This window comes from bacterium (assembly GCA_030652805.1).
Taxonomy (GTDB): Bacteria; JAHJDO01; JAHJDO01; order JAHJDO01; family JAHJDO01; genus JAHJDO01.
In genome coordinates, this window is record JAUSPT010000071.1 from 23,138 (window position 1) to 49,108 (window position 25,971).

At 38.3% G+C, this 25,971-nt stretch carries 29 protein-coding genes; 19 read left to right on the forward strand and 10 right to left on the reverse strand.

What is annotated here, in order from left to right; genetic code table 11:
• Positions 1-6: 6 nt before the first annotated feature.
• The 10 genes from Q7J67_07405 to purH all read right to left on the reverse strand — a co-directional run bounded on the left by Q7J67_07405 (position 7) and on the right by purH (position 9,682).
• Positions 7-1,752 carry a GAF domain-containing protein gene (locus Q7J67_07405; GenBank protein ID MDO9465104.1) on the reverse strand — a complete coding sequence of 582 codons (1,746 nt, stop codon included), beginning with the start codon at positions 1,750-1,752 and terminating at the stop codon, positions 7-9.
• A gap of 6 nt (positions 1,753-1,758) precedes the next feature.
• Entirely contained in the window at positions 1,759-2,238 is a 480-nt protein-coding gene (locus Q7J67_07410) for a 4Fe-4S dicluster domain-containing protein (GenBank protein ID MDO9465105.1), read from the reverse strand.
• 39 nt (positions 2,239-2,277) lie between these two features.
• On the reverse strand, positions 2,278-3,189 hold the full coding sequence (locus tag Q7J67_07415; GenBank protein MDO9465106.1) for a methylenetetrahydrofolate reductase: 912 nt from the start codon (positions 3,187-3,189) through the stop codon (positions 2,278-2,280).
• Between the two features lie 6 nt (positions 3,190-3,195).
• Positions 3,196-3,867: a methylenetetrahydrofolate reductase C-terminal domain-containing protein gene (locus tag Q7J67_07420; protein ID MDO9465107.1), complete on the reverse strand. Its 672-nt coding sequence runs from the start codon at positions 3,865-3,867 to the stop codon at positions 3,196-3,198.
• On the reverse strand, positions 3,864-4,754 hold the full coding sequence (gene folD, locus Q7J67_07425; protein MDO9465108.1) for a bifunctional methylenetetrahydrofolate dehydrogenase/methenyltetrahydrofolate cyclohydrolase FolD: 891 nt from the start codon (positions 4,752-4,754) through the stop codon (positions 3,864-3,866). Before folD ends, Q7J67_07420 begins: the two co-directional genes overlap by 4 nt.
• A 4-nt stretch (positions 4,755-4,758) precedes the next feature.
• Positions 4,759-5,211 (reverse strand): hypothetical protein, encoded by a 453-nt coding sequence (locus tag Q7J67_07430; GenBank protein ID MDO9465109.1) that lies wholly within the window; start codon positions 5,209-5,211, stop codon positions 4,759-4,761.
• 64 nt (positions 5,212-5,275) lie between these two features.
• Positions 5,276-5,686: a hydrogenase iron-sulfur subunit gene (locus tag Q7J67_07435; GenBank protein ID MDO9465110.1), complete on the reverse strand. Its 411-nt coding sequence runs from the start codon at positions 5,684-5,686 to the stop codon at positions 5,276-5,278.
• A 7-nt stretch (positions 5,687-5,693) separates the two neighbouring features.
• Positions 5,694-6,953: an FAD-dependent oxidoreductase gene (locus Q7J67_07440; protein MDO9465111.1), complete on the reverse strand. Its 1,260-nt coding sequence runs from the start codon at positions 6,951-6,953 to the stop codon at positions 5,694-5,696.
• The gene (locus Q7J67_07445) at positions 6,950-7,984 is read right to left on the reverse strand and encodes an FAD-dependent oxidoreductase (protein ID MDO9465112.1); all 1,035 of its coding nucleotides are present in this window, start codon (positions 7,982-7,984) and stop codon (positions 6,950-6,952) included. The genes Q7J67_07440 and Q7J67_07445 overlap by 4 nt, the downstream gene beginning before the upstream one ends.
• Before the next feature lie 12 nt (positions 7,985-7,996).
• Positions 7,997-9,682 carry a bifunctional phosphoribosylaminoimidazolecarboxamide formyltransferase/IMP cyclohydrolase gene (gene purH, locus Q7J67_07450; GenBank protein MDO9465113.1) on the reverse strand — a complete coding sequence of 562 codons (1,686 nt, stop codon included), beginning with the start codon at positions 9,680-9,682 and terminating at the stop codon, positions 7,997-7,999.
• A gap of 175 nt (positions 9,683-9,857) precedes the next feature.
• Here purH and Q7J67_07455 point away from each other — a divergent pair, with 175 nt between their 5' ends.
• The 19 genes from Q7J67_07455 to Q7J67_07545 all read left to right on the forward strand — a co-directional run bounded on the left by Q7J67_07455 (position 9,858) and on the right by Q7J67_07545 (position 25,836).
• Positions 9,858-10,493, forward strand: a complete 636-nt coding sequence (locus Q7J67_07455) for a redox-sensing transcriptional repressor Rex (GenBank protein ID MDO9465114.1) — start codon at positions 9,858-9,860, stop codon at positions 10,491-10,493.
• A complete protein-coding gene (locus tag Q7J67_07460) occupies positions 10,490-10,837 on the forward strand; it encodes a hypothetical protein (GenBank protein ID MDO9465115.1) in 348 nt (115 codons plus the stop codon). The genes Q7J67_07455 and Q7J67_07460 overlap by 4 nt, the downstream gene beginning before the upstream one ends.
• Positions 10,834-11,784 (forward strand): CBS domain-containing protein, encoded by a 951-nt coding sequence (locus Q7J67_07465; protein ID MDO9465116.1) that lies wholly within the window; start codon positions 10,834-10,836, stop codon positions 11,782-11,784. Before Q7J67_07460 ends, Q7J67_07465 begins: the two co-directional genes overlap by 4 nt.
• Positions 11,771-12,106 carry a DRTGG domain-containing protein gene (locus Q7J67_07470; protein MDO9465117.1) on the forward strand — a complete coding sequence of 112 codons (336 nt, stop codon included), beginning with the start codon at positions 11,771-11,773 and terminating at the stop codon, positions 12,104-12,106. The genes Q7J67_07465 and Q7J67_07470 overlap by 14 nt, the downstream gene beginning before the upstream one ends.
• A 17-nt stretch (positions 12,107-12,123) precedes the next feature.
• Entirely contained in the window at positions 12,124-12,822 is a 699-nt protein-coding gene (locus tag Q7J67_07475; protein ID MDO9465118.1) for a hypothetical protein, read from the forward strand.
• Complete coding sequence (locus Q7J67_07480; GenBank protein ID MDO9465119.1) at positions 12,819-13,373, forward strand: ATP-binding protein; 555 nt, start codon at positions 12,819-12,821, stop codon at positions 13,371-13,373. Before Q7J67_07475 ends, Q7J67_07480 begins: the two co-directional genes overlap by 4 nt.
• A 19-nt stretch (positions 13,374-13,392) precedes the next feature.
• Positions 13,393-13,758, forward strand: coding sequence for a (2Fe-2S) ferredoxin domain-containing protein (locus Q7J67_07485; GenBank protein ID MDO9465120.1), 366 nt, complete (start codon positions 13,393-13,395; stop codon positions 13,756-13,758).
• Positions 13,759-13,760: 2 nt separating this feature from the next.
• A complete protein-coding gene (gene nuoE / locus Q7J67_07490; GenBank protein MDO9465121.1) occupies positions 13,761-14,252 on the forward strand; it encodes an NADH-quinone oxidoreductase subunit NuoE in 492 nt (163 codons plus the stop codon).
• 16 nt (positions 14,253-14,268) lie between these two features.
• On the forward strand, positions 14,269-17,259 hold the full coding sequence (gene nuoF / locus Q7J67_07495; GenBank protein ID MDO9465122.1) for an NADH-quinone oxidoreductase subunit NuoF: 2,991 nt from the start codon (positions 14,269-14,271) through the stop codon (positions 17,257-17,259).
• Positions 17,256-17,726 carry an NADH-quinone oxidoreductase subunit NuoE gene (gene nuoE / locus Q7J67_07500; GenBank protein MDO9465123.1) on the forward strand — a complete coding sequence of 157 codons (471 nt, stop codon included), beginning with the start codon at positions 17,256-17,258 and terminating at the stop codon, positions 17,724-17,726. Before nuoF (Q7J67_07495) ends, nuoE (Q7J67_07500) begins: the two co-directional genes overlap by 4 nt.
• On the forward strand, positions 17,723-19,021 hold the full coding sequence (gene nuoF / locus Q7J67_07505) for an NADH-quinone oxidoreductase subunit NuoF (protein MDO9465124.1): 1,299 nt from the start codon (positions 17,723-17,725) through the stop codon (positions 19,019-19,021). Before nuoE (Q7J67_07500) ends, nuoF (Q7J67_07505) begins: the two co-directional genes overlap by 4 nt.
• Positions 19,022-19,044: 23 nt before the next feature.
• A complete protein-coding gene (locus Q7J67_07510; GenBank protein MDO9465125.1) occupies positions 19,045-20,835 on the forward strand; it encodes an NADH-dependent [FeFe] hydrogenase, group A6 in 1,791 nt (596 codons plus the stop codon).
• A complete protein-coding gene (locus Q7J67_07515; protein MDO9465126.1) occupies positions 20,835-21,410 on the forward strand; it encodes an acetate uptake transporter in 576 nt (191 codons plus the stop codon). The genes Q7J67_07510 and Q7J67_07515 overlap by 1 nt, the downstream gene beginning before the upstream one ends.
• Before the next feature lie 149 nt (positions 21,411-21,559).
• The gene (locus Q7J67_07520) at positions 21,560-22,552 is read left to right on the forward strand and encodes an SO_0444 family Cu/Zn efflux transporter (protein ID MDO9465127.1); all 993 of its coding nucleotides are present in this window, start codon (positions 21,560-21,562) and stop codon (positions 22,550-22,552) included.
• The gene (locus Q7J67_07525) at positions 22,549-23,598 is read left to right on the forward strand and encodes a 2-hydroxyacid dehydrogenase (GenBank protein ID MDO9465128.1); all 1,050 of its coding nucleotides are present in this window, start codon (positions 22,549-22,551) and stop codon (positions 23,596-23,598) included. Before Q7J67_07520 ends, Q7J67_07525 begins: the two co-directional genes overlap by 4 nt.
• A 31-nt stretch (positions 23,599-23,629) precedes the next feature.
• Positions 23,630-24,139, forward strand: coding sequence for a flavin reductase family protein (locus tag Q7J67_07530; protein MDO9465129.1), 510 nt, complete (start codon positions 23,630-23,632; stop codon positions 24,137-24,139).
• 17 nt (positions 24,140-24,156) lie between these two features.
• Positions 24,157-24,807: an N-glycosylase/DNA lyase gene (locus tag Q7J67_07535; GenBank protein MDO9465130.1), complete on the forward strand. Its 651-nt coding sequence runs from the start codon at positions 24,157-24,159 to the stop codon at positions 24,805-24,807.
• 13 nt (positions 24,808-24,820) lie between these two features.
• Entirely contained in the window at positions 24,821-25,282 is a 462-nt protein-coding gene (locus tag Q7J67_07540) for a 4Fe-4S binding protein (protein ID MDO9465131.1), read from the forward strand.
• 44 nt (positions 25,283-25,326) lie between these two features.
• Positions 25,327-25,836, forward strand: coding sequence for a rubrerythrin family protein (locus Q7J67_07545; protein ID MDO9465132.1), 510 nt, complete (start codon positions 25,327-25,329; stop codon positions 25,834-25,836).
• Positions 25,837-25,971: the final 135 nt, after the last annotated feature.

Sequence of the window (25,971 nt, forward strand, 5' to 3'; positions counted from 1 at the left end):
AGTATATTATCTCTGCTTAATTATCTTTATAAAGGCATCTACTGCTTCTGGGTCGAATTGTGTTCCTTTATTCTTCTTGAGTTCCTCAATAGCTTGATCTTCATTCATTGGTTTCTGTCTGTAGGGTCTTCTGGATGTCATTGCGTCAAAGGAATCTGCAACTGCCAGAATTCTTGCAATAAGTGGGATGTTCATTTTTTCAAGACCATCGGGGTAACCCCTTCCGTCAAAACGTTCATGATGATGTCTTATTAATGGAGCTGCATCTTTGAGGAACTCCAGCGGTTCTACGAGTTCTGCTCCTTTTGTTGGATGTGTCTTAATCTCTGCAAATTCTGCAGTGGTTAATTTGTCTGGCTTGTTTAATATTCCGTCCGGGATAGCAATCTTCCCAATATCATGCAACCGCCCTGCATATCTAATAATTTTTAATAGTTCCTCTTCTACCTTGAGTTCCTTTGCTATGCCAATAGCATAATTTGTAACACGTTCTGAATGACCGCGAGTGTATAGATCCCTTGCTTCGATCGTAAGAGCAAGGGTCTCTATTGTTTCTAAATAATTTTTCTTAATGGTATCGTAAAGCTTGGCATTCTCTATGGCAACCGAAATATGATTTGCAAACGCACTCAGTAAGTCAATATCATTCTGCTCAAATTCATGTGGGGATTTTTTGTAAACACTGATTAGACCTATCACTCGAATCTTAGATTTTATTGGGACAGAAAGCAGTGCCACTAACCCCTCGTTTTTTAGAAATTCATTATAATCTACCCTTTTGTCTTTTCGAATATCGCATATTGCAATCGGCTCCGCATGCTCTGCAACATAACCTCCAACACCTTCTCCCATTTCCAACGGTCCTTTTCTCATATATTCACCACTCAGATTGTGCCCGGCACGAATTAGAAGCTTGTTCTTGTTCTCATCATCCAGCAGTCTCAAAGAACATGACTCAGTATTCGTTATCTCTGTTGCCATTTTTGCAATGTAATCCAGTGTCTTCTGCAGATTAAGTGAAAGGTTGATTTTTTCACTAACACTACATAAAGTAGAATGCTCTTTTGCTTTTTTGGTAACATCATGATACGCGCGAACATTCTCAATTAATATAGCAGCCTGACTTGCAATAGCTATCAAAGAATCCAATTCATCCTGAGTGAATGATTTGCTGTTTTTTTTATTTGTGCAGTTTATAACTCCAAGCAGCTCTCCTTTTGAAATTATAGGAACAGATAATAGAGATTTTCCCTTGTATATAGGATTATTTGTTCCTGAAAATCTTGATTTTTCAATATCTTCTATAAGCAAAGGCTGCCTTTCCTGCGCCACCCATCCAGAGATTTCTTTTTCTTCTCCCAGTTTTATTCTGGTACTCTCTATTATTTCATCCCCTAAACCAACAGCCGCTTTTATGCTCAATAGGTTTTTATCCTTATTAAAAATCATTATGCTTCCCACTTTGCAATCAAGTGCCTTTGTTACCACATTAATAACCTTACTCAGAATTTGTTCAAGGTTTCCTGATGATACAAAAACGCTGCTTATGCTTTGTATTGCTGATAACTGCTTAACCTTACTGGAAAGCTCATCAACATGTTCTTGAAGATCCTTATTAAGTTTCTCAAGCACACCGTGATATTTTGTTTCTGTAATATTCTCCCGCTTTTTCAATAAAAGGAATATATTTATTACAATCATTGCAATTAATGTTACTAACAAAAAGAAATTTATAATGACCTGCAATGGCATGTTTTTTTACCCCTGAGATTTTATGAACTCTTTGACTTTAGCTGTTATATTCTCTCCTGCTTTATCAACTGGTTGTTCTTTTGTAAGACACTTAATAATATCAAGTCTTATTTTTTGTGCCAGATTATCAATGTTATACACCTTATCTAAAAAATCCTTCCTAACATGACCTTCCTTTATTGCTAGGTACCTGAGCACTGCCATAATATCTGTAAATTTAACATTCTGTGGGCATTGCGCGTAGCATGTATAACAGCTACAGCAATACCAGATTACTTTAGAGGAGAGTACCTCTTTCTTCATGCCAAGCAGTACCATGCGAATAATTTTTCTTGGATTGAACTCCTCATCTACTTCACTCACAGGACATCCTGCAGTACATGTGCCACAGGAAAAGCATTTTTTAATATTTTCTCCACCTGGCTGCGCACCTACCTCATATTTAAAGTTTTTATCAAGTTCATCAGAACTAATTTTATCTTTCACTTGCCCTTGTTTCCCTTAATTAAAAATTCAAAATTATATTTATGGTCTTGGAAATAATCCGACCATTTTTACGATCTCGGGCACTACTTCTTCCCACTGAACTGCCATTATGTGAATACCATGAACACCTTTTATCTTTTTCAACTCTTCTATGGTTTCAATACATATATTTATACCTTCCTCCTTAGGGTCATTAGCGCTCTCTATACGTTTCAAGATTTCCTGAGGCACACTAACCCCTGATACGTTTTCAGCCATATGCTTTGCCATATTATATGATTTAATGGGAGTGACACCCGCGAGAATGTGCGTCTTCTTGTCTAATCCTTTATCCTCCACCATTTTCATCCATTCAGAAAACCTGTTCATATCAAATATACACTGTGTTTGAATAAAATCCGCTCCAGCTTTTATCTTTTTCTCAAGTCTTATAACTCTGAATTCCAGAGGATCTGCAAAAGGATTTGCTGCTGCGCCTATAAAGATTTGGGGAGGCGTTTTTATCGCATCACCGCCTAAAACCTTTTGTTCATCCCTCATCATCTTCAAGAGACTTACAAGCTGTATGGAATCTATATCAAACACATTTTTTGAATCGGGATGATTTCCAAAACACTGATGATCGCCAGTAATACAGAGAATATTTTTCACTCCTAATGCAGCTGCGCCAAGAACATCGCTTTGGATAGCGATCCTGTTGCGATCCCGACAGGTCATTTGAATTACAGGCTCAATACCCTGATCCAGAATTATTCTACCTGCGGCTATACTGGACATTCTGACTATTGCAGTTTGATTGTCAGTAAGGTTTGCTGCGTCTACATAGTTTTTTAATATCTGCGCCCGTTTTATAACAAACTCTTTATTTGCGCTTTTAGGAGGCCCTAATTCTGCAGTAATAGCGAACTTGCCTGAAGTTAAAACGGTTTCAAGATTACTTCCTGATTTCATAAACTATTATTCTCTTACATCCTGCCTTATGACTTTTCTGGGGCCTCCGTCTCTTGAGGTCTTCCAGCTTTTTGCAGGCTCTATTTTTAGGAGTTTATCAAGTTGTCCAAGGAGTTTCATTCTGTCATAGATTAATTGCCATGCACAATCAATATTATCCGGATCCACCTCGCATTTACCATCTACTGATCCTCCGCATGGACCATTAAGCAGGCTTTTCGAACACCTGGCGATATGGCATATGCCGCCAAAATCTGCCAGCCTGCAGTCTCCACATCCAGCACATGTTTCAGTCCATTGTCCCTGTTCTTCAGGCAAACCCATAAACTTTGGATTAAGCGCGGGATAAACTAGTTTCCCTTCATACATCTTTGCAATGAGCTGCACTCCTATTCCACAAGCCATTGACAGTATAATATCATGTCCTTTAATTTCACTCTCTATTTCTTTAACAAACTCCTCCTCACACTGACGTTCTGTAACTTGTTCTGTAATTTCTATGGGCTTACCTTGTTTCTTCTTTGCTATTTTAACTAAAGAAGCAAGTTCAGAGACCTCTTTTTCTCCACCTGCCATACAAATGGCTACACAAGCGTTACAGCCAACAATAAGCAACTTCTCACAATCTCCAAGCATATCCAGAATTTCCTGAATAGGCTTCCTATCAGCAACTATCATCTTATAGATCTCTGCATTCTCGCAGCTTTTATAGTATTATGCATAAGCATTGTAATTGTCATAGGCCCAACGCCGCCCGGAACAGGTGTAATAGCACTCGCTATTTCTTTTACTTCCTCGAAATCCACATCCCCAACAAGTTTGTATCCCCTTTCTGAGCTTGAATCATCAACCCGATTAACTCCCACATCTATAACCACTGCGCCATGTTTAACCATATCTCCCTTTATCATCCTTGCTCTTCCAATAGCAGCAATTAATATATCCGCCTGTTTGGTATAGTAAGACAAGTCCCCGCTTCGTGAATGGCATACAGTGACTGTTGCATTAGCACCTTGCGCTTTTTGAAGCAGAATTAGCGCAACAGGTTTGCCTACAATATTACTCCTGCCAACTACAACAACATGTTTCCCTTCAATCTGGATGCCGCTTTTAAGAAGAAGCTGCTGAATGCCATATGGAGTGCATGGCAGAAAGGAAGGCTTGCCAATAACAAGATTGCCCACATTTACCGGATGAAAGCCGTCAACATCCTTTGATGGATCAATAGCGTTAAGAACCTTATCTTCATCAATATGGTCCGGCAGGGGAAGCTGAACAAGAATGCCATGAACCTTCTCATTTGCATTGAGCTTATTAATAAGTTCTAGCAGGTCTTGTTCTGGAGTTTCTCGTGGCAGTTTGTGCTCTTCAGAGTATATTTCAAGCTTTTGGCACGCCTTTTTTTTCATATTGACATAGACTCTGGAAGCAGCATTATCTCCTATCAGGACAACAGCAAGTCCGGGAATTAGATTATATTTGTTCTTAAGGCTCTCCACCTCAATCTTCATCTCTTCTTGCATCTGAGCAGCAATCGCCTTACCATCTATAATCTTTGCAGACATATGTTTAGTATCCTGCCTGATTCAGAAATCTTATATGAAACTCATAGCATTTATTGTGTGCAATCTGAATAGTGCGTCCAAAATATCCGGGTTTTCCCCATCTTATCATCTCCCATATGCCAAGCGGAACGCCCCACACAAGACCTGTAACAAGCGATTCTGCAGCTATTATAGGAGTAGCTATAAGAACCTCAAATATAGTCTTTTTCTCTTTTTCGCGATAAAGATTAGGCCTTAAAGGGTAATCCTCTGGTTTAGCTCTCCATGTAAACAGCTTCCATGGGATTGATACAAACGGCGCAATAATGGGTGCCGGCAGCCATGTCGGCATAAAGAGTAACTCCCTGGTTGCCTGATTTGATTGCCCTATTAATGATTCTTCTTCCTGAGCAAATGCAGCAAGACTTGCAGAAAAAACTAGTGTTATTACTATTAACGTAGCTAAAAACTTCTTCATTTCACTCCTCCTTTTTCCATTATGTTATTACCTTACAACTCCATAATCTTTAGCAGCTTTTTCTTCAAACACCTCCTTTCTTCCATTTCTTGTATATTGGCCCAAGCTCTGAAGCCTGTAACATTACATCCCCAAAAGCACTACGGAATTTCTCTTCCATATTAGGTGCAAAGTTGAGAATTTGCAAGCGTTTATCCTCAATGTCCAATTCCTTCAACATATTACAAGTGGCCTCCACAACTTTTTCTACTCTTATATTTCCATTTATAAAGTGACATGCTTCTTCTATGCATGCAATTACTATAACCATATCCTTCCCGGATTCAAAACATTTAAGTATATGAATACTACTAATCTTCCCGGAACATGGAACCTTTATAACTTGAATATTGCTGTGGTGTTTACTAACACTTAACGCAGTTTCATAAACTGAATTCTCACAGCAGAAGACAGTAATATTTGGTTTATATGTCATTACAAAATCACCCTATAAGCTCAAGTATCTTCTCATCCTCATATTCCCTGAGCTGTATTGCTCTTGAGGGACATAGAGATGTGCAGATTCCACATCCAAAACATGCCTCTTCAATAATCTTTGCAGCTTTCTTGCCTGCTTCGCGAGAGAACTCTATATCTATTGCTTTATGAGGACATGAACGTAGGCATGTGAGACAAAGCGCGCATTTTTCCTCATCTACTTCTGCTGTCTTCTCATCAATTTCTATCGCACTCTTTGCAATCAGGTTATGAGCAGCATATGCAGCTGTTAACGAATCATCTAATATATCATTCAGCCCGGCATCAATATGACATGCTCCAGCAAAGAATATGCCTTTCCTATTTGACAAATTTGGCATAAAGTGAACATTATTATTCTGAAAAAACCCTTGTTTATCTCTCTCAACACCAAGTATACCCGAGAGCTCTTCTGTGCCCTGGCTGGGAAGAATATTTTCCCCAATTACCAGCCAGTCACACTTCAGTTGAAGATCTCTTATGTCTATTCCCTCTACAGCAGAATCTGTTGAGCTAAGTTCAACAAATATTAGGTTGTTATATGGAGATATTTTCATCTGAGACTTAAGAGGCTTTATAAATACAACTCCTTTTTCTCTGGCATCCGTATATGATTGCTCAAATTTCTTACCAGCAACTTTTATATTGCGGGATATTACAAATACCTCACATCTTAATTTTTCTCTGAGAAGCAAAGCATTTTTTAGTATAGATAATGCTATTATTTGAGAATCCTCCTTGTCAAAATCACATAGAAATACGACTTTTGACAATCTTCTTATCTTGCTATCTGCAATGCAATCTTCAAGACGGGTATGATTGATTATCCTTTGAGAATTGCAATCCATCTTTGGCGTGGATATATTAATTCCTGTTGCAATAATAACTGCCCCATGCTTAACGTTAATTAATTTTGAGTTTTTAATTTTTAATATTGAATTGAAGCTTCCAACATATCCTTTGGCCTCTATTAATTCTGTAGAGGTAAGCACGGTTATATTTGAGGATTTGTTCAATTTTGATATTTGCTGAGAGACAAAATCTTTCGCACATATATCCATGCCATATATGCTAAAAAGATTATTTAACCTGCCACCCAGGATTTCTCCTCTTTCAATTAGAGTTACTTTATGCCCTTGTTCCCCAAGGTATATTGCAGCAGTTATTCCTGCAATGCCTCCACCAATTATAAGAATGCCTCCGTTTACTCTAATTCGTCTGTTCACAAGTACTCCATCACATCTATTGCAGTTTTCTCTGCGTGCCGAATAGATTCTGATATGCTCTTTGGCCCTTCACATGTACCTGAGAGAAAAACACCTTGAACATTTGTTCTTGTAGAAAAATCATCAACAGGTTCAAAAAAACCGAACTCGTCTGTATTGATCCCAAGAAGACTCTCAATTCTCCGATTATCCTCTGATGGCGTTACGCCTATAGAGAGAACAAGAAGATCATAATCCCTCTTAACAAGTTTAGCCTTTGTTACTTCTTCATACAAAACCCTTACTGATTTAGTCTCAGGAATTTCTTGCGCTCTTGTTGGTATGCTCTTTATAAACTCTATTTTTGAATCATCCTTACATTGGTCATATAACATATTGAATTCTTTGCCTGAAGACTGGATATCCATATAGAAAACATCTACCTTAATTTCAGGAAAGGCTTCTCTGAGCATCATGACGAGTCTCAAGGCATAACGACAGCATACTCTTGAACAATAGCCCTTGTTTAAGTGCGGATCCCTGGACCCAACGCACTGTATGAATGCCGCTCGCTTTGGGATGTCACCCAAGAGCCTAAATTCTCCCTTTTCTTTGAAGTGCTCCTCAATATCCAGACCTGTAAAAACATAAGGGATTCTTCCGTAGCCAAATCTGCCTTTTTCCCTTGCATCAAATGGAGTAAAACCAGTTGCAATGACTATTGCATCTGCCTCTACAGAGCTGTTTTTATTACCCTGCTTTATTTGAATGGAAAAGTTAGATTTGGATCTTAAAATATCGGAGATATCTGAATCTAAATATATCTTGACATTAGGATGAATCTTTATTCTGTCTCTTCTATCCTTTAGAAGGCAAGCCCCACATTTTGTACAAACATCATCTACAGCTTTACAACAAAATCTTTGAACATGTCCGCCTATTGAAGAATTTTTTTCTACTAAATGAACAGTTATTCCCCTATCTGCAATCTCTAAAGCTGAAATAATGCCTGCTATTCCCGCTCCGATAACCAGCACATTTTTATGTTTCATAGCATAATTATTCTAGTGTAGAAAATGCCGCATTCCGGTAAATGCCATGGCTATACCAAGCTCGTCAGCCTTGGATATTGAGGCATCATCCCGTTTTGACCCGCCTGGCTGGATAATATAGCGAATACCAAACTCAGCCGCTTCTTCAACAGTATCAGAAAATGGAAAAAATGCATCAGAAGCAAGCACCAGTTCTGACATTACTCTTTTTACATAATCATCTAATGATCCTTCCGGTTTCAGCATGTCATATTCAATCTGTAGATTTTCCATTGCTTTGGCAACTGCTAACTTACGCAAAGAATCGACTCTGTTTGGCTGACCAGCGCCCATACCTAACACCTGAAAATATCTAGGCATATATTCCCTGCAAAGAACAATCGCGTTGGACTTAGTATGTTTGCACGCCTTATATGCAAACTTAGCCAACTCTTTTTTATTGTCAGGAAACAATGCTTTTGTCGGAACATCAAATGTATCAAAAACTTTCAAGTCTCTGTCTTGCTCAAGTATACCGCCTACAATTTTTCTATATGTAAATCTTTCATGCTCACCCACCTCAAGAGGCGCTACTTCAAGAATTCGCAATACCTTACCTTCGGACTTTAAAAGCTCTAAAGCATTTCTATCATATCCTGGAGCTATTATAACCTCCACATGCTTTGTTTTAACCTCCTCTGGCACATACTTATCACCCTGTTTCGCATAGGTCAGGTGCTTTGTATCCTTTCCTTTTAGAAATTTTGCAGTCTCAAAATCAAGTTTTCTTGTAACAGCAACAATTGAGCCAAAAGCAGATATTGGATCTCCCATCCATGCTCTTTCAACAGCCTCTTTTAAGGTCCTGCCTGTCGCATATCCACATGGATTTGTATGTTTCACCACAACGGCTCCGATTTGCTCTTTGAGATCTTTTACTGCTTCAAAAGCACCGTTTGCGTCTACATAATTGTTATAAGACATCTCTTTACCATGCAAAATTTTTGCTGTGGCAAGGTTTGATTCTGCACAATCTCTATTTATATAAAAAGTAGCTGACTGATGCGAATTCTCCCCATATCTTAAAGGTACTCCTTGTGTAAATTTAAGTCTTAGTATTTTTTCTTTAGACAGGTTTTCGCTGAGATATTTGTCTATAGCGCTGTCATAATCTGCGGTATGCCTGAATACTTTAACAGCTAGATTCTCTCTTGTCTTAAGAGATATTTCCCCTGAATTTTTAAGCTCATCAATAATGAATGCATAATCATCTGGGTCCACTACAACAGCAACATCCTTGTAGTTTTTTGCTCCGCTGCGAAGCATTGTTGGGCCTCCAATATCAATATTTTCTATCGCCTCTTCAAGAGAGGTCCCCTCCTTGGCTATGGTCTTCTGAAATGGATACAAATTCACTACAACCATATCTATAAGTTCAATAGAATAATTCTTAACCTGTTCCATGTGTTCAGGACTATTTCGAAGAGCAAGAAGTCCTCCATGGATTTTAGGATGCAGCGTCTTCACTCTGCCGTCAAGCATCTCAGGGAAACCTGTAAATTCAGACACTCCTTTTACAGATACTCCTGCTTCTTCAAGCGCTCTTTTTGTGCCTCCTGTTGAGAGTATCTCTATGCCCATTTTGTCCAATTGGTTAGCAAAATCCACAATCCCTGTTTTATCAGACACGCTTACCAGTGCTCTCTTAATCTTATGCATAATACCTCCTGTGTATACCCCTTACATATGAAACTATTATACAAGCAATCATTCAATCAATCCAGCAAAATAATGCCTTTTTTGTCCGGTTATTTTAGCTTGACACCGTATTGACAACAAATTTAGTTAGTGATAATATTCACAGGATTTGTGAAGTTTATCACAAGGAACTAAGATGGAAAGCTACAAAATTCCGAGAAAGTCAGTAGAAAGATTATCCATATATAGGCGGATTTTAATGGGAATAATGGACGCAGGTTTTACAACTGTCTCTTCTCGCGAACTTGCGGAAAGAGCTGGACTCAACTCTGCTCAAGTGAGAAAAGATCTTGTATATTTTGGCCAATTCGGAACACCTGGAATGGGATACAATGTTTCAATGCTTCACAGGGCAATTACGAGGATAATGGGTTTGCATAAAAGAATTCCTGTGGCCTTAACAGGCGTTGGCAATCTAGGACAGGCCTTATTATCATATCCTGGATTTAAGGAACGTGGTTTTATAATAGAGTCTATTTTTGATAATGATCATGAAAAGGTTGGAAAGATAAAAAATGGATTAAAAATACGAGATGAGAAAAATATTAGCAGTGAAATTAAAAATAAGAAGATCAAGGTAGGTATTATTGCAACACCTTCCCCTGTGGCGCAGTCCGCTGCTAATAAGTTAATTAAAGGAGGGATTAAGGGAATATTGAATTTTGCTCCAATAGAACTTAAAGTCCCCTCAGGAATAACAGTAGTTAACGTGGCGTTGTGCGAAAAGCTGGAAATGTTGTCCTATTATTTATCAAAAAGGAAATTGTTATGAAAATTAGAGATATTGTCCGCATTTTGGAGGCTGAAATATTGTGTTGTGAAAATTGTCTTGGGAAGAGAATTTTGGATTTTGCAGCAAGTGATCTTTTAAGTGATGTTCTGGCTTATGAAAAGGAAAACTATTTGCTTTTAACAGGACTGACTTCTCAACAAGTTGTCCGAACGGCTGAGATAACAGGCGCGGTTGCTATTGTCTTTGTAAGAGGGAAACTTCCTCCTCAGGAGGCAATCGGATTGGCAAAATCTCATCATATTCCTCTCCTGATGACAGATAAATCAATGTTTGATTCTTGCAGGAAAATAACTGAGGAACTTAGTAAAGAAAAGAATAAATGAATATATATAATCATTCTAAGGAAAAATTAACACTGGCTAATGAGTTGATATATGAAATCAAGGTCAAGGAAGCAATGTCAAAAAACTTACTGTTCTTTAATGAAAATGCTACTTTCAGAGAAATTCAATTAGCACTCAAGGAGAAAAAAATTTCAGGAGTCCCTGTAATTGATGCTAAAAAAAATCTTGTAGGCATTGTAAGTATCGATGATATCATTACAGCTTTTGATAAGAACTACGTAGATAATAAAATTAGTGATTATATGACCAGAAATGTAATCACTATCCCCAAGAATTTTTCGGTAATTTCTGCAATTAACAGGTTAGAAAAATTTAAGGTGGGAAGACTTCCTGTTACCGAATCTTCAAAAAGCCGAAAAGTTGCAGGGATAATAACTCTTAGTGATATTTTAAACAGATTGTTAGTTGTAGTTCATTCAATTGCTGAAGAAGTTGAGGAGAGAGAAGCAAAAAACACCCAGATTTCTAAAAATTTAATAAGGGAAATTGCCAAAAAACCGCTACAATTTGAAGTTAAGGGAGATGATTTTGATAATGCTGGTAGAGCAGCCAGCATAACCAAAAAGTACTTTCAAAACCTAGGAATTAGTAAAGATATTATTCGCAGGATTGCTATAGTCTGCTATGAAGCTGAAATGAATATTTGCCTTCATTCCTTAGGAGGAAATATCACTATTAAACTAGATGGTAATAATATTGCAATTTGTGCTTATGATAAAGGCCCTGGGATTGCTGATGTTAAACTGGCACTAAAACCAGGGTTTACCACAGCATCAGAAAAGATAAGGGCATTAGGTTTTGGTGCCGGCATGGGACTTCCTAATATAAAACGTTGTTCTGACAATTTAGAGATAAAATCTTGTTTAAAGGCAGGGACAATCTTAAAAGCAAAAATTAATTTAGGAGAGGGAAATGAGGCTATCTAAGATTATTGATAAATGCAAATTAGAAAAAATTGCTGTATGTTCGGATTGTGAAATTGAGACAGGATATTGCGGCGATTTAATGTCTAATGTTATGGCTCATGCTGCTCAGAATTGTATTTGGGTTACTATACAGGCACATAAAAACAGTATCGCAGTTGCTCTCATTAAGGATATTCGGGCAATAATATTTACCAATAATGTACAAGTTGAACCTGAAGTAATTGAAAAAGCCAAAGAAGAGAAGATTAATTTACTGAGAACGGGAAAGGATTCCTTTGCGATTTGCGGAGAAATATATGGCATGCTGGAGGTTAAAAACTGAAAAGGATTGATTTGCATATGCACTCTGCGCTTTCAGCTTGTTGCGCGGATGAAATGTCGCCAAGGATGATTTTAGATATGGCATTAAAAAGAAATTTAAATGTTGTTTCTATAACTGACCATAATGCTGTTAAGCATTCAATTGCAGCCTGTCAGTTAAGTAAAAAAGACTCGATTGCAGTTATCCCCGGTGTTGAGCTAACAACCAGAGAAGAAGTACATCTTCTGGCATATTTCCCGAATGTAGAGACTTTGTTAAAATTAGAAAAGAAAATAGATAGTTGTTTACCAAAAGCAAGTAATAATCCAAAAATTTTTGGGCATCAGGTACGTTATGATCTAAATGGAGAGATCGTTGGGCTTGATAACAAATTAAGACAGACAGCTCTGGATATGGGATTAGATAATCTTGTTGATTTTATTCATAACCTTGGGGGTATAGCGGTTCCTGCGCATATTGATAAAGATAGGTTCAGCATGCTCAGCCAATTGGGTTTTTTAGATCCGGAAGCAAATTTTGATGCGGTGGAGATTTCCAAATTTAAATGGGGAAAAGAAAGTTTTCATTTGACAGACGTTTGGGAAGGGTTTCCTGTAATAGCAGGTTCTGACAGTCATGCTATCGATGACATAGGACTTTTTTTTATGGAAGATATCAATGAAGAAATCAGCGATTTTTCATCTTTAAAAGATTTTTTTGGGGAAAATAAACAATGAAAGATTTAGCAGACCATTTATTTGACATTCTGGAAAATTCAGTGACGGCTGAGGCGACGGAAATTAAAGTTACATTGGGACTGTGTAATAAGCGATTTTTTTGTGAAATAAAAGATAATGGCAGAGGTATTAAAAGCGAAGACGTGACTGATCCTTTTGTAACATCCAGAAAGGAACGAAAAGTTGGGTTGGGCCTTCCGCTTTTGAAGAAGACAGCAGAAAATACAAACGGATTTCTCAGGATTTCTAGATTAGAAGACAATGGAACATTCCTTGAATTTGAGACAGATATATCTCATATTGATGCAAAGCCATTCGGTAATTTGGCAAAGGTTTTTGTTGATGCTCTACGTTCATGGCCAGGGGTTGATTTTGAGGTTTTAATAGAGAGAAAAAAAAGCAAAAACGAACAAGTTCTTAATACAAAAGAAATTAGAGATACTATGGGCTGTTCTGATATACAGTATAAAGAAATACAGGATTTTGTTTATCAATCTATTGACAAAGAACTTACAAGAATTGGTATTAACACACAATTCGGCAATTTTTAATCTTACATAAAGGAGAGCTATGAAAAACTTAGAAGAACTAAAGCAGATAAGGGATAAAGTAAAGAAAAATCTTCAGATGCGGTCGGGAAAACACAAAGTTCGAATTGTTGTTTGCATGGCAACCTGTGGTATTGCTGCCGGAGCAAGGCAAACGATGAACACTCTGGTGGATCTTATTGAAAAGAGCAATAGGGACGATATTGTAATCACTACTTCCGGTTGTGCTGGATTTTGTGAGCAGGAACCTATGATCCAAATTTACATAGAAGATAAGGAACCCGTGGTTTATGGAAAGGTTGACTTAAAGGCTGCGGAAGAAATCTTTGAGAAGCATATTCTAAATGGTCAGATTGTAGAAAGATATCTTTTTTCTAAGGGAAAATAATTATGGAATGCCTTTGCAAAGAAAAGGAACTTACCAGTGAACAGAAATATAGCCAGCTTAAAGAGTTCATTGATAAAAGCAAGGATAAAAAAGGCTATTTAATTCCTGTTCTCCACATGGCTCAAACAATCTTTGGATATCTTTCCCTTGAAGTGCAAAATTTTGTAGCAATGGAAATGGATATTTCGGTAAGTATAGTTACGGGAGTGGTTACTTTTTATTCCTATTTTAAAACCTCTCCTACCGGCAGGCATACTATTACTGTATGTTTGGGTACGGCTTGTTATGTCAGAGGCGCAAAAAAAATATTAGAAGCGCTTGAGAAAAAACTTGGTATCAAGATCGGTGAAACTACTGAAGATAGAAGATTTTCTCTTGGAGCGCAAAGATGTTTAGGGGCCTGCGGATTAGCTCCTGTCATTATGGTTGGCAAAGATATCCATGGACGGATGTCTGCTCAAAAATTAGATGCAATAATAGAACAATATAAATAAGGCAGAAAATATCATTATGTATAATCTAAGAACGCATGTTCTTCTTTGTTATGGAGGCGCCTGCCTTTCTTCCGGTGCTGAAAGTCTTAAGGGAGCAATGGAGAAAGCAATAAACGAAGTTGGCATTCAAAATGAAGTTGATGTTATTACTACCGGATGCATGGGAACCTGTGAGTTAGGTCCGGTTATGATTGTTTATCCTGATGGAGTATTTTACCAAAAGGTTAAAGCTGAAGACGCGAAAGAAATTGTCCGTGAACATTTGCTAAAAGGAAGAGTGGTTAAGCGTCTTTTTTACAAAAAGCCAAAGACTGAAGAAATGGTGGAAATGTTTAATGATATTGATTTCTTCAAGCTTCAGAAAAAAATAGCTCTCAGGAATTGCGGGATTATCAATCCGCTTGATATTGATGAGTATATTGCCGCTGACGGATATATGGCTCTTGGAAAAGCGCTGACGGAAATGACTCCGCATAAAGTGATCAAAGAAATCAAAAGATCAGGACTCAGGGGACGCGGAGGGGCAGGATTCCCTACAGGTTTAAAGTGGGAGCTTACTGCCGCATCCGCAGGAAAACAGAAGTATGTGGTATGTAACGCTGATGAGGGCGATCCCGGAGCTTTCATGGACAGAAGTATTCTGGAAGGAGATCCTCACAGTGTCATGGAAGCCATGATGATATGCGGTTATGCTATTGGCTCAAATCAGGGATATGTGTATGTTCGCGCAGAATATCCACTGGCAGTAGAAAGATTATCGCTTGCCATTGAGCAGGCAAGGAAGAGCGAACTTCTTGGAGAAAATATTCTTGGAACAGGTTTTAATTTTGAGATAGATATCAGGATGGGCGCCGGAGCCTTCGTATGCGGAGAGGAAACTGCGCTTATGCGTTCCGTAGAAGGCATGAGGGGAGAACCGCGGACAAAACCGCCTTTTCCAGCTCAAAAGGGTCTGTTTGACTGCCCAACAGTGCTAAATAATGTAGAAACTTTTGCCAATGTCCCTTATATAATTTTGCAAGGTGCTGATGATTTTGCTTCTGTCGGAACTGAGAAAAGTAGAGGAACAAAGGTTTTTGCTCTGGCGGGAGATATAAATAACACAGGTCTTATTGAGATACCTATTGGAATGCCATTGGGAACAATTATCTATGATATCGGAGGAGGTATTCCAAATAATAAAAAATTAAAAGCAGTGCAGATTGGAGGCCCTTCAGGCGGATGCATTCCTGTTCAACACTTAAATGTACCCGTTGATTATGAATCATTGCAGGAACTCGGCGCTATTATGGGCTCGGGCGGTTTGATTGTTATGGATGAAGACACCTGTATGGTTGATCTGGCGCGCTATTTCATGGAGTTCATTCAGGAAGAGTCGTGTGGGATGTGTACTCCATGCCGTCAAGGAACGCGAATTATGCTGGACATTCTTACCAGGATCTGTGATGGAAAAGGCAGAATGGAGGACATCAATATTCTTGAAGAATTATCATATCAAATAAAACAAACTTCACTTTGCGGATTAGGACAAACTGCGCCAAATCCGATTTTATCTACTTTGAAATATTTCAAAGTAGAATATATTGAACATATCCGGGATAAAAAATGCCGCGCAGGAGTATGTTCAAAATTGGTATATGCTCCCTGCTCTAATATCTGTCCTGCATCAGTAGATGTGCCGGCCTATCTGGCATATACAAAAGAGGGCAACTTCAAACAAGCTTTAAAGGTTCATTTGAAGACTAATCCGTTCCCTGCAGTCTGCGGACGTGTATGTCCACACCAGTGCGAAGCTAAATGCAGAAGGAACGATATTGATTCGGCGGTAAACATTCGTTCTGTAAAACGTTTTATGGCAGATTCAATAGAAGATTATCTGGAATGTTTCCCTGAAAAGCGCAAGCCTAACAAACTAAAGATAGCTGTAGTAGGTTCAGGACCATCAGGTCTATCCAATGCCTATTTTTTAACCATGCTGGGGTATGATGTAACTGTTTTTGAATCTGAGTCCAAAGCAGGAGGAATGCTTACCCACGCTATTCCTTCCTATAGACTTCCTAATAATATTGTGGAGAAAGAAATTCAGGCTTTATGTGGATATGGGGTGAAAATAAAAACTGCTACGAATGTCGGCAGGGATATCAGCATTGACGAACTTAGAAAACAGGACTTTAAAGCTTTTTATATTGCTTCCGGCGCAGAGGATTCTATTATGCCACGCATTGAAGGGATAGATAATGAAAAAGTTATGACTGGATTGGATTTTTTATATAAAGTAAATAACGAAGAAGAGGTAAATGCAGGAAAGGAAGTAGTAGTTATTGGCGGCGGAAACACAGCAATTGATGCTGCAAGAACAGCAAAACGACTTGGCGCAGATGTGACCATAGTATATCGTCGAACCAGAGAAGAAATGCCTGCTGAAATAGAGGAAATTAAGGAGGCGGAAAACGAGGGGATAAAGATACAGCTTCTTCAAAATATTAAATCAGTCAGGTCAATTAATAATGGGTTAGAAGTTGAATTTGTAAATATGCGGCTTAGCGAATTTGATAAATCAGGCAGACGAAGACCTGTCGAAATAGAAACATCTTCTTTTTTCAGGAAAATTGATTCATTGATTTTAGCTATCGGGCAGAAACCGTCTCATGGCGCTTTATTCGACAAAGGATTAATGAAAGATATGTTTGCCGGCGGGGATGTAGTAACAGGTCCTGCTACAGTGGTAGAGGCGATTGGGGAGGCGCAGAGAGCAGCAGAGGCTATTGATAAATATTTAACCGGCGGCAGAGAGAAATACCCATGGAATATTATGAATCCAATTGAAGTTGCATTTGACACGGAAGAAGAACCTGTTAGTTATAAAAGAGAAAAAAATCTTTTGATTCCCTTAAAAGATAGAAAATCTTTTACTGAAGTTGAAAAAACATGGAACAGAGAGACTGCCTGCAAAGAAACAGAGAGATGTCTGCGTTGTGAATATAAAAAAGAAGAGGAAGAGCTATGATGATAAAAAAAATTGTTAAAAAGCACGGAAATAAAAAAGAGAATTTATTGCAGATACTGCATGACATTCAGAGCCAAAATCCAAAGAGCTACATTACTGAAGAGGATATTAATACGCTAAGTAGAGAAATGATTATATCTGTATCCGAAATTAAGGGAACTGCTTCTTTTTACACCATGTTTAGTTTTACACCGCGCGGTAAATATATAATCAGAGTTTGTGAGAGTCCACCATGCCATATTCTAGGCGCGCAAACTATTTTCGAAGCGATAGAATCAAAATTAGGGGTTAAGGCTGGAGAAACAACTGATGATGGCCTTTTTACGTTAGAGGGAACAAGTTGTCTTGGGATTTGCGGAGTTGCTCCTGCTATGATGATCAATGATGAAGCCTATGGAAATTTAAACGAAGAAAAAATATATAAAATATTGGGGCAAATTCAAGAAAAGGAAGGGGGAAAAGCATGAATCGGATTGTTCTTGAGAACTGCGGGAAGATTAATCCTGAAGATATTGAAGAATACATCGGTGTTGGTGGATATGAAGCGCTAGGTATGGCTCTGGAGAGAAAAACGCCGGAAGATATTATTAAGACAGTAAAGGATTCCAAACTTGTAGGAAGAGGGGGCGCAGGATTTCCAACAGGTTTAAAATGGTCATTTGCTAGAGCATCGAAAGAGACGCAAAAATATGTTATATGCAATGCGGATGAAGGAGAGCCAGGCACCTTTAAGGATCGCCTGATTATGGAGGGAGACCCGCATAAGGTTCTGGAAGGTATGGCGCTTTGTGGATACGCAATAGGTGCTAATACAGCTTATATCTACATTCGCGGAGAATACCAGCTTTCTATTCAAAGATTAACAAAAGCCATAAAAGACGCTGAGAAATTAGGGCTATTAGGTAAAAATATTTTCGGTGCGGACTTTGATTTTAATGTAAAGATTAAGATTGGAGCAGGTTCTTATGTTTGCGGAGAAGAAACAGCTCTTCTGAATTCAATGGAAGGATTAAGAGGCGAGCCGAGACTTAAGCCGCCTTTTCCTGCTGAATCAGGATTTTTATCCAAGCCGACAAACGTAAATAATGTTGAAACCTTTGCCAATATAGCTCCTATTATATTAAACGGATCTGACTGGTTTAAGAAATTTGGAACAGAAAGCACTCCGGGAACTAAAGTCTATACCATATTGGGACATATAAAACGTCCCGGCTTGATTGAGGTTCCCATGGGAATCACTCTGAGAGAGATTATTTATGATTATGCTGGAGGCATGTCTTCCGGAAAATTCAAAATGGCTCAAATAGGAGGAACTGCCGGAGACATTGTTTCATCAGCTCTTATGGATGCTCCGCTTGAGTATCAGTCACTTCAGGCGCTGGGGCATAATCTGGGTTCCGGCGCAATATTGATTATGAATGAAACAGTTTTAGTTGCGGATTTCCTGGCTTGCTGCATGAAATTCTTTGTTCATGAGTCATGCGGAAAATGTTCTGTATGCAGAATTGGTACAAAACAGATGTATAACGCTTTCAAACGCATGGAAAAGCAGGAAGCCTATTTTGATGAACTTGAGACTATAAAAGAGCTGGCTGAGGAACTTAAACTTACAGCTTTTTGTCCTATGGGACAGTCTGTTGCTTCACCCATTCTTTCTGCTTTGAAGTATTTTGGAAAGGAACTCGCTCTAGGAGTAAATCCTGACAGGAAGCGAGAACCTGTAACCAGAGAAAACCCTAACATAGTATTAAACTATTCTTAGAAATGAATAAGGAGACAAGAGAGATGCTGAACATTACGGTAAATAATGCCCGCTTAGAAGTATCAGAAAATATAACGATTCTGGATGCTGCTAGAAAGATTGGAATAAAGATACCCACTTTATGTTATCTGGCGGATCTTCAGAACCCCGGATCATGCAGGATGTGTGTTGTAGAGGTAGAAGGAGCGAAAGCGCTTCAACCCTCATGTGTAACAAAAGTTTCTGAAGGCATGAAGATCCACACTAACACCAAAAAAGTGCGTGATGCCAGAAAGATAATATTGGAGCTGCTTTTAAGCGACCATCCATGGGAATGCAATACTTGTGACCGCAATCAGAGTTGCGAACTTCAGAAACTGGCGGATGAATATGGTATTAAGGAAGTTAGATTTCAGTCCGTAAGAGAGAGAATGCCTTTGGATGAAAGCACCCCCGGAATTGTCAGAGATCCAAATAAATGCATTCTTTGCAGAAGATGCGTTAGTGTGTGCCATGAGGTTCAGGGAGTAGACACATTAGCTCCAAGAGCGCGTGGGTTTGATACAATCATTGCGCCCGGGCAAGGAGATACGCTTGAAGAGGCTGTTTGTGTTCAGTGCGGACAGTGCGCTGCAGTTTGTCCTGTCGGAGCAATAAGTGAAAAAGATGATATTGACAAAGTGTGGACAGCTATTGATGATCCAAACAAGTTTGTGGTTGTTCAGACTGCTCCTGCAATTCGTGCAGCCCTTGGGGAATGCTTTGACCTAAAACCTGGAACTTTAATCAAAGGGAAAATGACAGCGGCTCTCAAAAGACTTGGATTTGATAAGGTATTTGATACTAACTTTACTGCTGATTTAACTATTCTGGAGGAAGGCACAGAGCTTCTTACGAGGTTAAAGAAGGCACTGGTTGACAAGGATAAAAATGTAGCTCTGCCTATGTTTACTTCATGTTCGCCCGGATGGATAAATTACATGGAGAATTTTTATCCAGAACTAATTCCTAATGTATCCACCTGTAAGTCTCCTCAGCAGATGTTCGGAGCTATTGCAAAAACATACTATGCTAACAAAATTGGCAAGAAAAAAGAGGATATAGTAGTGGTATCTATCATGCCGTGTACTGCCAAAAAATTTGAGTGCAGTCGGGAGGAGATGAATGCCAGCGGAGTTAAGGACGTTGATTATGTGCTAACAACAAGAGAATTAGGCAGGTTTATTAAGCAGGCTGGCATAGACTTCGTGAATCTTCCTGATGAGGAAATGGATGCGCCTCTGGGTATATCTACTGGCGCTGCGGATATATTTGCAAATACCGGCGGAGTTATGGAAGCGGCTCTCAGAACAGCATATGAAATTATTACAGGGAAAGAGCTGCCGTTTAATAAATTGCATGTTACTCCCATTCAAGGGCTTGACGGCCTAAAGGAAGCGTCTCTCAAGATAGAAGGCACAACAAAGGATTGGAGATTTCTTGAAGGTGTTACATTGAATGTTGCAGTTGCTCATGGTCTTGGAAATGCAAAGAAATTAATAGAATCAATAAAAAGCGGCAAAAAATCCTATCACTTTATAGAAGTCATGGCATGTCCCGGAGGCTGTATTGGCGGAGGCGGACAGCCGAGAATGACAACTAATGAAGTAAGACAGGCAAGAATAAACGCAATATACAAAGAAGATGAAGGCAGAAAACTCAGAAAATCTCATGAAAATCCTGCAGTAAAGGAGATCTATGAGGAATTTCTTATAAAACCTCTCGGGGAAAAATCCCATCATCTTCTGCATACAACCTATACAAACAAAAAAGACCCATCCGAAAAGGAATGCTAATGACTAGACAAGAGGATCTTACATCCAATCCTGCCCCACTCGGTTTGATGGGCTTTGGAATGACTACAGTGCTGTTAAATTTGCATAATGCTGGTCTTTTCGAGCTAGGTTCAATGATATTGGGGATGGGGATTTTTTATGGTGGGTTAGCCCAGGTCGTTGCTGGAATCATGGAATGGAAAAAAGGCAATACCTTTGGAACAACTGCATTTACATCCTATGGTTTTTTCTGGCTCTCTTTGGTTGCGTTGATTGTAATGCCTAAAATGGGATTGATTGCAGCACCGGAAAAATCAGCTATGGTAGCATATTTAATAATGTGGTGCATTTTCACTGCAGTTCTATTTATTGGCACACTAAAATTGAACCGAGCGTTACAAATCGTGTTCGCCTCTCTAGCATTGCTCTTCTTTTTATTAGCCCTCGGGGACTTTACAAATAGCAGTACTATAAAACACATTGCAGGTTACGAAGGAATTTTCTGTGGCCTTTCTGCTATTTATGCCGCTTTAGCTCAAGTGCTTAACGAAGTATATGGAAAAACCGTCGCTCCCATTTGGCCTGTAAAAAATTAGGTATCGTTGTAAAGAATAATCACCAAATCCGCGGAATTCCCAAAAACCGATAATGGAAATGACTTGATAAAAAGCACCATATTGGTATCATTTATAATGTGAATGTTATTTTAGGAATTTTAAAAGAGTCTTATTTTTTGCTGAACAAGATGTCTGTTTATTTGTTATTCGGATTTCTTTTTGCGGGAATTATTCATGTCTTTTTAAGAGAAGGAATGATCGCAAAATACTTAGGCAAAAATAATATAATGTCAGTAATAAAGGCATCTTTGTTTGGGATACCTCTCCCATTATGCTCATGCGGAGTGGTTCCTGCTGCATTGTCTCTGAAAAAAGATGGAGCAAGCAAAGGCTCTATCCTATCGTTTCTAATCTCAACGCCAACAACAGGGATTGATTCGATTTTTGCTACATATTCATTATTGGGTGGAGTTTTTGCGTTTTACCGTGTTATTGCTGCTTTTATCACAGGTGTATTTGCAGGAATTGTCGCGAATATATTCTTTCGTGGAGAACAACCTTCTTCTAATACAGAGAATAAAAGCACGTGCAAAGCATGCGATAGCCATAAGCATTCTACGGAAAGCCACAATTTTTATGACAAGGTCAGGGGAGTCTTTAAATATGCATTTGTTGATTTGTTAAGAGACACCGGGGCATGGATTATTATAGGGATTCTAGCAGGCGGCGCTATATCATATTTTATTCCTGAAACTTTTTTCGCAAAATACATGGGTTCTGTATGGCAGTCTATGTTAATAATGCTTATTGTGGGAATACCAATGTATGTTTGTTCTTCTGGATCAATTCCAATAGCTGCAGCACTTATATTAAAAGGGCTGAATCCAGGAGCAGCATTTGTCTTTCTTATGGTTGGTCCTGCAACAAATTCAGCCGCATTAACTGTTATTACGAAAGAATTTGGAATAAAGACTGTTATTATTTTCCTGGGATCTATAATAATATGCAGTATATGTTTAGGAGTATTTTTGAACTATGCATGGCAATTCTTCAATGTTGATGTAACAGCACACATGATGCAGCATGGCAGGATGATACCTCCATGGATTGAAATAGCAGCAAGCATTGTTTTATTATTGTGCATTTTTTATAGCAGGCTTTTTAGCGGAGTTAAAAAATGAAAAACATTAAAATAGCATTTTTTGATACAAAACCGTATGATCAGGATTTTTTTGATAAGGTAAACGATAAGTACGGTTTCCCAATTAAGTATTTCAAAGGTCATTTAAACCATGATGCCGCTAAGTTGACTCAAGGATACGAGGTAGTGTGCGCTTTTGTTAATGACGTTCTGGATAAGAAGGTAATCGGCACTTTAAAACAAAATGGGATAGAACTTATTGCTATGAGATGCGCAGGATACAATAATGTTGATTTGAATGCCGCATACAAGAATATCCCTGTCGTAAGAGTACCTGCATACTCACCATACGCTGTCGCTGAACATGCAACAGCGCTTATGATGGGTTTAAACAGAAAAATACATAAAGCTTATTATCGTACCCGCGATGGAAACTTCGCTATTAATGGTTTATTAGGATTTGATATGCACGGTAAGACAGCGGGCATAATTGGGACAGGGAAGATAGGAAGATGCCTTGCGCCAATTTTAAAGGGATTTGGTATGAATGTACTTGCATATGATACATCCCCTGATAAAGCTTACGCAAAGGCTTCAGGTATCAGGTATGTTACGCTTTCTGAGCTTTATAGGTCTTCGGATATTATTTCGCTTCACTGTCCGTTAACCCCTGAAACAAATTACATGATAAATAAAGAAAGCATAGATCAGATGAAATCTGGCGTAACGATAATAAACACAGGAAGGGGTAAATTGATCAAAACACAGGCATTGATTAACGGCCTTAAAAGTGGAAAGATCGGAGCGGCAGGACTTGATGTTTACGAAGAAGAGAGTGAATATTTCTTTGAAGACTATTCATCTACTGTTATCAGCGATGATGTATTAGCAAGACTTATGACTTTCCCAAATGTTCTTATCACCTCACATCAGGGATTTTTCACCAGAGAGGCATTGACTAATATTGCAGAAACAACTTTGAATAATATTATTGAATTTTATAAAGACGGATATTTAAAAAACGAAATTTGTTATCGCTGTGAAAGTGATAAATGTAAGAAGAAATCTGGAAAAAGGTGTTTTTAAATAAGGAAAGTATATAACAGGAGGAAAGGAAATGAACGTTAGCACATTATTTAAATTAAGCTACGGGATGTATGTAGTGAGCTCCAAAAAAGACGGCGCATTTAACGGGCAAATCGCTAATACTGTTTTTCAGGTAACTGCAGAACCTCCTCAGATTAGCGTATGTATCAACAAAGAGAATTTGACCCATCAATTTATCCAGAAAAGCGGAGTTTTTACTGTGTCAATTTTAGAACGTGATGTGCCAATGGAATTTATCGGGCACTTTGGTTTTAAATCCGGCAAAGAAGTAGAAAAATTCAAAGATATAGATTATAAGCTGGGAGCAACAGGGGCACCGGTGGTTATTCAAAACTGTCTGGGTTATTTAGAGTGTGAAGTGACAGGAAATATCAATGTAGGAACGCATACTGTTTTTATTGGCAAAGTCGCAGAAGCCGAAGTACTTAAAGAGGGAGAACCAATGACTTATGCCTATTATCACCAGGTAAAGAAAGGAAACTCTCCCAAAAACGCTCCTACGTATATTAAAGAAAAATAGTTAAAATTTGAGAAGTTATGAAAGGATTGACTCCTGAAGTCCTAAATCTTGTTTTAGATTATGAGGAGAAAAAGTCCGAAATAAGAAAACGATTAGAGGAGTTCAAGGAAGTCTGGAAGCAGCCTGATAAGCAAATATTCAGCGAACTTTGTTTTTGCCTATGCACTCCGCAAGCAAAAGCAATTTATTGCGGCAGGGCTATTTCTTCTCTTGAGAAAAAAGAAGTTCTTTTCAAGGGCAATGCCAGTCAGATAAGAAAAGGTTTAAACGCTATTCGTTTTCCCAATAACAAGACTCGTTACATTATGGAAGCGCGTAAACTTTTTACCGTGAATGGTATTATTAGAATAAAAAACAAAATTGACGAAAATAATATTTTTGAAACTCGTCAGTGGTTTGTCCGCAATGTTAAAGGATTTGGCTTTAAGGAAGCCAGCCATTTCCTGAGAAATATCGGTTTTGGCGATGATTTTGCCATACTTGATGTGCATATATTAAGAAGTATGATGAGATACGGAATTATTGATAAACAACCCAAAACTATAACTAAAAATCAATATTTGTGTTTAGAAAACGAACTAAGGCAATTCTCACAAAAAGCGAATGTTCCTATGGACGAAATAGATCTATTGTTTTGGGCTTCTGAAACAGGTAAAATATTCAAATGAAGAGGAGAGTTAAATGAAGGGATCTCAATTAATAATGATATGGCTGCTTCCGATTATTGTGATCGGGGGATTATTCTATCCAATACTAGGTTATTTGGTCATTGCAATGATGACTTCTCTCTTACTGCTTTCATATTTCAAAAGAGGACGATTTTGGTGTTGGTATTTGTGTCCAAGAGGGGCTTTCCTGGATATCGTGTTATCAAGATTCAGCGCAAAAAAACATGTTCCTAAAATTTTTACAAAGCAATGGTTTCGTTGGCTGATATTAATTATATTTATCAGCTTTTTAACATTTCGCATTATTCGAACAGGCGGTAATCTGATTGCCATAGGCGCAGTTTTTGTAACAATGTGTTTGGTAACAACTATAATTGCTATTGTCTTAGGCATTCCGATGAAACAGCGTGCATGGTGCACGATTTGCCCGATGGGAACTTTGCAGGAAAAAATTGAAAAAATAGTTGCTAAGTAATTATAAGAGCGATAGAATATAGACAATAAAAGAGGAGGTTAGTTATGGGTAAGTCGATAAAAGGAACAAAGACTGAAAAAAATCTGTTGGAGGCATTTACAGGGGAATCGCAAGCAAGAAATAAATATACCTATTTTGCGTCAAAAGCAAAAAAAGAAGGGTATGAACAAATAGCCGCGATATTTCTTGAAACTGCTGAAAATGAAAAAGAACATGCTAAACTGCATTTTAAAGAATTAGATGGCATAGGGAGTACTTCTGAGAATTTAAAAGCTGCTGCCGCCGGAGAAAATTATGAATGGACAAGCATGTATTCAAGAATGGCAAAAGAAGCTAAAGAAGAAGGATTTGACAGAATAGCCGCAATGTTTGAGGGTATTTTGGGAGTAGAAAAGAAACACGAAGAACGTTATAAAAAACTGTTAAAGAATATTGAAGATGGAGAAGTCTTCAAAAAAGATGGTAAAGTATACTGGAAATGCAGAAACTGCGGGCATATTCATGAAGGAACCAAAGCGCCTGAAGAATGTCCTGTATGTAAACATCCAACGTAACAGTTTAGCTACAAAAAGTAATGAGAAAATTTAGATGAGAAAATCAGCGAATAAATTTGAACGAAATAAAAATAATAATCAAGGCGATCTTGTTTGTGGCAAATCAAATTGTCTGAAGAGTTCGGGAGTTAGCCC